Source organism: Rhodopseudomonas rhenobacensis (genome assembly GCF_014203125.1).
Classification (GTDB): domain Bacteria; phylum Pseudomonadota; class Alphaproteobacteria; order Rhizobiales; family Xanthobacteraceae; genus Rhodopseudomonas_A; species Rhodopseudomonas_A rhenobacensis.
The window spans coordinates 59,059-68,403 of the sequence record NZ_JACHIH010000029.1 but is presented as its reverse complement, the minus strand read 5'-3'; the positions used below and the strand labels follow the sequence as shown (position 1 = coordinate 68,403).

The 9,345-nt window shown below is 65.5% G+C and carries 7 protein-coding genes and 1 tRNA gene; 4 read left to right on the top strand and 4 right to left on the bottom strand.

The window, feature by feature from the left end; translation table 11 throughout:
* Positions 1–333 precede the first annotated feature (333 nt).
* Together HNR60_RS18950 and HNR60_RS18945 are read left to right on the top strand one after the other, a co-directional pair.
* Positions 334–894 (top strand): hypothetical protein, encoded by a 561-nt coding sequence (locus tag HNR60_RS18950; protein WP_184260706.1) that lies wholly within the window; start codon positions 334–336, stop codon positions 892–894.
* Positions 895–1,162: 268 nt separating this feature from the next.
* On the top strand, positions 1,163–3,355 hold the full coding sequence (locus tag HNR60_RS18945) for a methyl-accepting chemotaxis protein (RefSeq protein WP_184260703.1): 2,193 nt from the start codon (positions 1,163–1,165) through the stop codon (positions 3,353–3,355).
* Between the two features lie 91 nt (positions 3,356–3,446).
* Here the strand turns inward: HNR60_RS18945 and HNR60_RS18940 are convergent.
* Positions 3,447–3,521: transfer RNA gene (locus HNR60_RS18940), tRNA-Glu, on the bottom strand.
* Positions 3,522–3,660: 139 nt separating this feature from the next.
* On the bottom strand, positions 3,661–3,993 hold the full coding sequence (locus HNR60_RS18935) for a hypothetical protein (protein WP_041801338.1): 333 nt from the start codon (positions 3,991–3,993) through the stop codon (positions 3,661–3,663).
* On the opposite strand from HNR60_RS18935, the gene HNR60_RS18930 reads away from it, so the two are divergent.
* Together HNR60_RS18930 and rpoH are read left to right on the top strand one after the other, a co-directional pair.
* Positions 3,992–5,059 (top strand): RluA family pseudouridine synthase, encoded by a 1,068-nt coding sequence (locus tag HNR60_RS18930; protein ID WP_430694994.1) that lies wholly within the window; start codon positions 3,992–3,994, stop codon positions 5,057–5,059. The two genes, HNR60_RS18935 and HNR60_RS18930, sit on opposite strands and share 2 nt — an antisense overlap.
* A gap of 216 nt (positions 5,060–5,275) precedes the next feature.
* Entirely contained in the window at positions 5,276–6,175 is a 900-nt protein-coding gene (gene rpoH / locus HNR60_RS18925; protein ID WP_184260694.1) for an RNA polymerase sigma factor RpoH, read from the top strand.
* Between the two features lie 472 nt (positions 6,176–6,647).
* Here rpoH and HNR60_RS18920 read toward each other — a convergent pair whose 3' ends face one another.
* Positions 6,648–8,261 carry a phosphoenolpyruvate carboxykinase gene (locus tag HNR60_RS18920; protein ID WP_184260691.1) on the bottom strand — a complete coding sequence of 538 codons (1,614 nt, stop codon included), beginning with the start codon at positions 8,259–8,261 and terminating at the stop codon, positions 6,648–6,650.
* A 152-nt stretch (positions 8,262–8,413) separates the two neighbouring features.
* Positions 8,414–9,181 (bottom strand): HugZ family pyridoxamine 5'-phosphate oxidase, encoded by a 768-nt coding sequence (locus HNR60_RS18915; RefSeq protein WP_184260688.1) that lies wholly within the window; start codon positions 9,179–9,181, stop codon positions 8,414–8,416.
* Positions 9,182–9,345 lie beyond the last annotated feature (164 nt).

The window sequence follows — 9,345 nt, the reverse complement described above, 5'->3', positions numbered from 1 at the left end:
GCGCAAACTCCTGGTCCGCCTCAACGCCAAAGCGCGCGATGCGCGAGCCGAATACGCTAATGCAACTTGACACGCCAGATAGTCGCTCACCCGACGCGACAAGCTCCGCTTGTCGCGCCACCCTCTCCCCGCAAGCGGGGCGAGGGAAGCTACGGGCGCCGCTTCGATCAAAATCAGCGTTGGAATCTCGGCAAGGACTGATCCGCGCGGGCCGTAGCGAAAAGCGTTTACGCTCTAAGCCGTCCCGCTTGCTCAGCTTGCGCGATCGATGACACAGTCGGCGCAACGTCGCGCCGCGACGTCCGCCTTGCTCCCTCGCCCGTGAGCCCCGCCATGCTGAAGCGCGTCACGACCTGGCTTGCCGACTACGCCGCCAACGACGATCCGCTCGCCGCGGCCGGCAATCTCGTGGCGCTGGTGCTGGCCGGCAACCAGCCGTTCTATCCGCTCTATGTGGTGTTGGTGGCCGGCACCGAGGGGCTGCCGTGGGCGCTGCTGACGATGATCTCGCTGCCGTTCTTCTTCGCGGTCCCGGCGCTGGCGCGGCGTCATCCGCGGCTCGGCCGCCTGGCGCTGGCGCTGATCACGACGATCAACACGGTGTTCTGCAGCTGGGTGCTCGGCGAGCCGTCGGGCACCGAACTGTTCCTGCTGCCCTGCGCCGCGCTGGCCGGCCTGCTGTTCTGGCCGAGCGAGCGGCTGTTGATGCTGCCGTTGGCCGGCTTGCCGGTGGGGGCGTTCTGGCTGCTGCACGGCCGCTACGGCGCGCCGCCGCATCTGTATTCGCCGGAGGCTTACAGCGGACTGCTGACGATGAACGCGGTGAGCGCCGGCACCGTCTCGATCTTTCTCGGCATCGTGTTTTCCCGGCTGTACGCGGCGCCGAAGCCGTAACTCCCGGCCGATTGGTTTGCAAACAGCTACAGGCGGACCAAAGCTGGTGCGCGATTTCACGCGCCGCAATGTAAGCGCGACACTCAGGCCGTTCACCACCTGCACGTGCTGGAGACATCGAGCATCGCGGGCGTGGCGGCGAGATGGATCGCGCGCTGGCTGGCGATGGCTGCTGGTAGTTCTACGCAGCATGATTTTAAGGGATGCTTCTCGCGACGCTGATAATCCGGCCGCGATAGCCCTGAGCTGGGCGTGGTGGAGACTGACGATGGCGACTTACTCGTTCAAAGCGATGCGTTCGGTGCAGTTGAAGATCGCTTTGATCTCGGGAGCCTGCCTGGTGGGCACGAGTGTCGCCCTGATCGGCTACAGCCTGTTTTCCACCCGCAGCACGATGCAGTACGTCGAAAGCGAAGTCTCGCAACTGGTCGATCGGCAGACCAAGGAGAGCCTGCTCAATCGCGCCGCCGGCGAGGCCAATGCGATCAAGGCGGAGCTCGAGCTCGGACTGGATGCGGCGCGCACCATGGCGCAGTCGTTCGCCGTGCTCGCCGGCAAGACCGCGGCGACGCCGAGCGAAACCCGCCGTGCCCAATTCAACGCCGTGCTGCGCAACGTCGTCGACCTCAATCCGTCGTTCAACGGCACCTATTCGGCCTGGGAGCCGGACGGCCTCGACGGCGCCGACGCGTCGTTCAAGGGCCGCAAGGATCTCGGCTCCGACGGCAGCGGCCGCTTCCTGCCGTACTGGACCCGGGATTCCAAAGGCTCGATCGCGGTGCAGCCGCTGGTCGAATACGACAGCGCCGAACGCCATCCCAACGGCCTGGTGAAGGGCGCCTGGTATCTCAACCCGCGCGCCACCGGGAAAGAGAACATCCTCGGCCCGCTGCCCTACATCGTTCAGGGCCAGCAGGTGTTTCTCGCCACGATGTCGGTGCCGATCATGATCGACGGCAAGTTTCACGGCGTCGCCGGCGCCGACTACAATCTGAATTTCGTGCAGAAGCTTGCGACGCAGATCAACGCCTCGCTGTTCGAGGGCAAGGGCAAGGTCATCATCATCAACGACACCGGACTGACGGTCGCCAACAGCGCCAGCGCCGAGCAGATCGGCAACAGCGCGGCGAGCGCCGACGCGCGGTGGAACGACGCGATGGCCAGCATCCGCGGCGGCCAGGCGCTGGTGCAGGACGATCCGCAATCCGCCAATGTCGACGTCTATTCGCCGATCAGCGTCGGTCGCAGCGGCGCCGCCTGGGCGGTGCTGATTTCGGTGCCGCGCGCCGTGGTGATGGCCGGCGTACGCCAGCTCGACGACTCGCTCGCCTCGCGCGCGACCGCGACCACCTTCTGGCAGCTCGGCGTCGGCTTGACGATCATCACCGTGGCGATCTTCCTGATCTCGCTGGCGGCCGCCAGCATCGCGCGCCCGACCAAGCGCTGCGCCGAATTCGCCCGCGGGATTTCCGAGGGCGACTTCGAGCAGAAGCTGGATATCGAGCAGGCCGACGAGGTCGGCGTGCTGGCCGGCGCGCTCCGCGCCATGCAGGACGACCTCAAGCGACGGATCGTGCAACGCGCCGAGGATCAGGCCGCAGCCGATGCGTTGCGCCGCGACACCATGCACAAGCTGGCCAACGCGTTCGAAGCCTCGGTCGGCGAGATCGTGCAGACCGTGTCGTCGTCGTCGACCGAACTGGAAGCGTCCGCCAACACGCTGACCGCGACGGCCGAGCGCTCCCAGGAACTGGCCACCACCGTGGCGGCCGCCTCGGAAGAAGCCTCGACCAATGTGCAGTCGGTGGCGTCGGCCACCGAGCAGATGGCGTCCTCGGTCAACGAGATCAGTCGCCAGGTGCAGGAATCCGCTCGCATCGCCGGTGAGGCGGTGGATCAGGCACGCAGCACCAACGACCGGGTCGGCGAATTGTCGCAGGCCGCGGCGCGGATCGGCGACGTGGTCGAGTTGATCAACACCATCGCGGGGCAAACCAACCTGTTGGCGCTCAACGCGACCATTGAAGCCGCCCGCGCGGGCGAAGCCGGGCGCGGCTTTGCGGTGGTCGCCTCGGAAGTGAAGGCGCTCGCCGAACAGACCGCGAAGGCGACCGGCGAGATCAGCCAGCAGATCAGCGGCATCCAGGCGGCGACCCAGGGCTCGGTGGCGGCGATCAAGCAGATCGGCACCACCATCGGCCGGATGTCGGAAATCGCCTCGACCATCGCCTCGGCGGTGGAGGAGCAAGGCGCGGCGACCCAGGAAATCTCCCGCAACGTGCAGCAGGCAGCGCAAGGCACCATGCAGGTGTCGTCGAACATCACCGATGTCGAGCGCGGCGCCTCCGAGACCGGATCGGCCTCCTCGCAGGTGCTGTCGGCAGCGCAGTCGCTGTCGCGCGACAGCAATCGGCTGAAGCAGGAAGTCAGCAAGTTCCTGGATTCGGTGCGCGCCGCCTGAACTGGCGCCCGGCTCGCCGCTGCGCCGGGATTCCTCGACGCAACCGCGCGGCGCAGATCGCGCCGCTCGAGGCTGGTGATGTGGAGGGGAATGGCGCTCCCTAGGAGAATCGAACTCCTGTTTTCGCCGTGAGAGGGCGACGTCCTAACCGCTAGACGAAGGGAGCAGCGCGAGGAGTGAATAGCCTCGAAACCGCGCCGCCGCAAGATGGCGATCGGGCGGCAGCTCAGTTTAGTCCGGCGGCGGTCGACGCCGCCCGCCAGCGGCTTCCGGGTCTCGCCCCGACCCGTGCGCCGGGCCGCCGGCTACGGCTCGCTGGCGAAGCTGAGCCGGCCGGCCGGCTTCAGGGTCCGGGCGTCGAAACTGCGGATTTCGATCGCGCCGGCGATATCCAGCGTCACCAGCAGCCGGTCGCCGGCCACCGCGGTGGAGACCACGCGAGCACCCTTCGGCAGCGTCGCCGTGGTATCGGTGACCGCGACGCTTCCCTCGGCGCGGAAAAGACGGTAGCCGATGGCGACCAGAACGGCCGCCACCGCCAGCGCCGTGGTCAGGCCCGCAATCAGCATCAGGCGACGCACCCGCGCGAACAGCGCGGCCTGCTCGGGGGTCGGTTCGGGCGCAACAGTTTCGGTCATGCAAGGCTCAACTTTGGAAAACCCGTTCTTGGAAAACCCGTTGGAAAATACAGGTCGACTGCTGGAAGTCACCGTCGCCGGCGACGAGGGCGCGGTCCGGCTCGACCGCGTGCTGGCGCTGCGCGCGCCGGAACTGTCGCGGTCGCGGCTGAAGGCGCTGATCCTCGCCGGCCAGGTCCATTTGCGACCCGCCGACGCCAGCGCCGCCCAGCCGACCCCGCTTCGCGATCCCGCTTATCATGTCGAAGCCGGCGATACGATCACAATCGACGTGCCCCCCGCGGTCGCCGCCGAGCCCGCCGGCGAGGCGATCGCGCTCGATATCGTCTACGAGGACGACGACATCATCGTCATCGACAAGCCGAAGGGCCTGGTGGTGCATCCCGCCGCCGGCCACGAGACCGGCACCCTGGTGAACGCCTTGATCGCGCATTGCGGCGCCACGCTGTCGGGGATCGGCGGGGTGCGGCGGCCCGGCATCGTGCACCGGCTCGACAAGGACACCACCGGGCTGATGGTGGTGGCGAAGAACGACCGGGCGCATAAATCCTTGAGCGAGCAGTTCGCCGACCACGGCCGCACCAACGAGATGCGCCGCGGCTACAAGGCCTTGGTCTGGGGCGCGCCGAACCGGCCGCTCGGCACCGTCGACGCCCCGATCGACCGCCATCCGTTCGCCCGCGAAAAGATGGCGGTACGCGACGGCGGTCGCGAGGCGGTGACGCATTGGGAGGTCGAGGACACGTTTCTTGGCCGCGGTGGCAAGCCGGTGGTGAGCCTGTTGGCCTGCCAGCTGGAGACCGGCCGCACCCATCAGATCCGGGTGCATCTCGCCCATATCGGCCACCCGCTGCTCGGCGACGGCGTCTATGGCCCGCACTTCAAGACCAAGGCCAATGCGCTCAACCTGCCGGCGCAGGCGGCGCTGGCCGCCCTCGGCCGGCAGGCGCTCCACGCTTATCTTTTGGCCCTGGAGCACCCGGTGTCCGGGGAGATTCTGGAGTGGACCGCCGAGCTGCCGGCCGACATGGCGTTGTTGCGAACCGCTCTAAAGGCGACGGAATGACGCAGGCGGTTCGTGAAAATTTAAATATGTCAATCACATAACGCTGCGTCACGGCGACGTGAGAGGGCCGATCCTTCCAAAAGCCGCGATTTCTTGTGTATATTGCAGGTGCGTTGGATGTCCCAGCGCGGAACATCGCAGCCCGGTCGGCTTTAGCACAGCGGCCGTCTGCCTGGCCCGCCGATGTCGGGGGCCTGAACCACTGGAGGGCGCTCAATGGCCCGTGCAGCTACTTTACCGGTCCTCAACGGAGAATCCGGCTTATCTCGTTACCTTGCTGAAATCCGCAAGTTTCCCATGCTGGAGCCGCAGCAGGAATATATGTTTGCCAAGCGCTGGCGCGAACACGACGATCGCGACGCGGCCCATCACCTCGTGACCAGTCATCTAAGACTCGTTGCCAAAATTGCCATGGGTTATCGCGGCTACGGCCTGCCGATTTCCGAAGTGGTGTCCGAAGGCAATGTCGGCCTGATGCAGGCGGTGAAGCGGTTCGAGCCCGACAAGGGCTTCCGGCTGGCCACTTACGCGATGTGGTGGATCAAGGCGTCGATCCAGGAATACATCCTGCGCTCGTGGTCGCTGGTGAAGATGGGCACCACCGCCAATCAGAAGAAGCTGTTCTTCAATCTGCGCAAGGCGAAGAGCAAGATCTCGGCGCTGGACGAGGGTGATATGCACCCCGACCAGGTCAAGCTGATCGCGAAACGGCTCGGCGTCACCGAACAGGACGTGGTCGATATGAACCGCCGGCTCGGCGGCGACGCATCGCTCAACGCCCCGATCCGCGATGACGGCGAGCCCGGCGAATGGCAGGACTGGCTGGTCGATCACTCGCCGAACCAGGAAGCCATCATGGCCGAGCACGAAGAGCTCGACCATCGCCGCGCCGCGCTGAACGGCGCGATCGGCGTGCTCAACCCGCGCGAACGTCGGATTTTCGAAGCGCGACGGCTTGCCGACGAGCCGATGACGCTGGAAGATCTGGCGGCCGAATTCGGCGTGTCGCGCGAACGCGTGCGGCAGATCGAGGTCCGCGCCTTCGAGAAGGTGCAGTCCGCGGTCAAGGGAACCATCGCGCGGCAAGAAGAAGCCGCGTTGCAGGCCGCGCTCTAACCTCCGCCGCGGCGCCTGCAGTAGAAGAGCCCCGCCGAGCGATCGGCGGGGCTTTTACTTTATGGGCGTTGCGCAAAGCGGCGTCCCCTGCCCGTCATGGCCGGGCTTTCCCGGCCATCCACGGAGCCAACGGACGCCCTGATCGTGGGCGTGGGTGGCCGCCGGGACAAGCCCGGCCATGCCGGAGTGAGCTCACTGCCAATCGCTTAGAGCGTTTTTGGTGGGATCGAATCGTCCGCCCCAAAGGCAGCCGTCATTCCGGATTGCGCGTTCGTCAGAACGAGCAAGTCCGGAATCCATATCCCCTGCGGTGGTTATGGATTCCGGGCTCGCTCGCAGCTTGCGCTGCTCGCGCCCCGGAATGACGGCCTGGGACGTTGCAGCAGATCAATCCAAAGCGAAAAGGCTCTAGCGCCCACGAAAAAGGGCGGCCTCGCGGCCGCCCTGATCCGAACACTGATGTCGCTTGCGATTACTCGGCCGCGAGCTTGGCTTCCGGCTGGGCGGCGCGGACTTCGGCGTCGACCTGGGCTTCGAACTGGGTGAAGTTCTTCTGGAACATCGCGACCAGCTTGCGCGCGGTGGTGTCGAAGGCGGCCTTGTCGGCCCAGGTCTTGACGGGATCGAGGATCTCGCTCGGCACGCCCGGCAGCGCGGTCGGAACCGCGAAGCCGAAATACGGGTCGGTCTTGAACTCGACGTTGCGCAAGGAGCCGTCCAGCGCCGCGGTCAGCAACGCACGGGTCACCTTGATCGGCATGCGATGGCCGGTGCCGTACATGCCGCCGGTCCAGCCGGTGTTGACCAGCCAGCAATCGACGCCGTGCTTGGCGATCAGCTCGCGCAGCATGTTGCCGTACACCGACGGATCGCGCGGCAGGAACGGCGAGCCGAAGCAGGTCGAGAACACCGGGGTCGGCTCGGTGACGCCGCGCTCGGTGCCGGCGACCTTGGCGGTGTAGCCGGACAGGAAGTGATACATCGCCTGCGCCGGCGAGAGCTTGGCGATCGGCGGCATCACGCCGAAGGCGTCGGCCGCCAGCATCACCACGTTCTTCGGCTGACCGGCGCGGCCGGTCGGCGAGGCGTTGGGGATCGATTCCAGCGGATAGGCCGAGCGGGTGTTCTCGGTCTTGGAGCCGTCGTTGAAATCCGGCTTGCGGGTGATCGGATCCAGCACGCAGTTTTCCAGGATCGCGCCGAAGCGGTTGGAGGCCGCGAAGATCTCCGGCTCGGCTTCCGCCGACAGCTTGATGCACTTGGCGTAGCAGCCGCCTTCGAAGTTGAACACGCCGTCCCTGCCCCAGCCGTGCTCGTCATCGCCGATCAGGGTGCGGTTCGGATCCGCCGACAGCGTGGTCTTGCCGGTGCCGGACAGGCCGAAGAAGATCGCGGTGTCGCCGTCGGGGCCGACATTGGCCGAGCAGTGCATCGGCAGCACGCCCTTGTCGGGCAGGTAGTAGTTCAGCGTGGTGAACACGCTCTTCTTCATTTCGCCGGCGTACTGGGTGCCGCCGATCAGCACGATCTTGCGGGTGAAGTCGATCGCGACGACGTTCTCCGACTTGCAGCCGTGGCGCGCAGGATCGGCGCGGAAGCTGGCGAGATCGATGATGGTGAGTTCGGGCACGAAGCTGGCGAGCTCGGCGGTCTCCGGCCGACGCAGCAACGTGCGGATGAACAGCGAGTGCCAGGCCATTTCGGTGAAGACCCGGGTCTTGATCTGGAAGCTCGGATCGGCGCCGCCGTAAAGGTCCTGGGCGAACAGCGACATGCCTTCGGCGTGCTTCAGGAAGTCCTGATACAAATTCTCGAACTGCTCGGCGGTGATCGACTGATTGCCGCCCCACCACATGGTGTTCTCGGTGTTGGCGTCGCGGACCGTGTACTTGTCCTTGGGGCTGCGGCCGGTAAAGATACCAGTATCGACGCACAATGAGCCGTCGCCGGACAGCACCCCTTCGCCCGCGCGCAGCGCGTCCTCGTAGAGGTGCGGCGCCGTGAGATTCCACTTCACGCCTTTGAGGTTTTTTAAACCGAATTTGTCGGCGCCGTAGGCACCGTTGCGAACGCCCGTCTCTTGCACGAAAAATCCTCCTCGAACCCGCGTATCTCGATTGCGCAGATTGCGCCAAAAACGCGCGTTGACCGCGGTAACCGTCAATATACCGCCCGACTCCGGTCGCGAACTATTAGTGTCGATCGCTTCGTTTGCCAACCCGCCCGCGCAACATTGTTCTAATTGCGCAGGCTGTTTTGACGTGGATCAAGCTTTGCTGCACCGCGCGCCTGCTCGGCCAGATTTTTCAAAACGCTTCGCACTGCAGCGGGCGTAAGCGTGCGCTGCGGAAAGTTCAGCCGCAAAGTGGTTGATCCGTCGTCAAGATCGAGCCCGTCGGGATCGCAGCCGGTACACCGCCAGTCGGTTTGCTTCGCACCAAGTAAGCGTGTGGCATAAAGCTGCAGCGTGTCACGGTGATCGGCATTCATGTGATCAATTATGCCTTGCTCCTCTGCAAGAAACGCATGGGCTTCGGAGAGGTCGGTGAGGAATTGCGCCGGCTTCAGATCGACGATGCGGCCGAAGCCGGCGACCAGATGGGCGCCGCTCGGCCGGATCACGAAGAACGAAAAATCCGCGAAATCGACGAATTGCGCCGCCGACGGATGCGCGTTCAGATAGCGGCGGCGAAATGTCGGCAGCTCTTCCGGCGTGGCCTGCTCGGCGGTTCCCGACAGCATGATGCGGGCGCCTTCCAGCGGATCGCCGGGCGCGCGCTCGTCCAGCATCAGCGACACCCGGGGGTCGGCCAGCAGGTTCTTGGTGTGCAGCGCGAGCCCCGAGATCAACAGGATCGGCGAGCCATCCCAGTGGCTTGCCAGATTGACCAGCGAGCAATACGGCGCGCCGCTGCGCTCGTCGAGGGTTGCGAGCGCGCCCTGCCGGCTGCGGCGCAGCAGCGAATGGGCGAGTTCAGGGGCACTGAAATTCGGGGTCGGCTGCATCTGATTTTCCACCATCTCATTGCAAATCGAGCCTTATTTTGGCTCAACGGATAGCTATATGGGGACCGGAACCCGCGGCCGATTGACACTCTTTCGGGAACTTGGTCACACTTCAGCCCCGCTTGCATCGTCGTTGGCCCCAAGTTCAAAGGCCAGTCAAATAC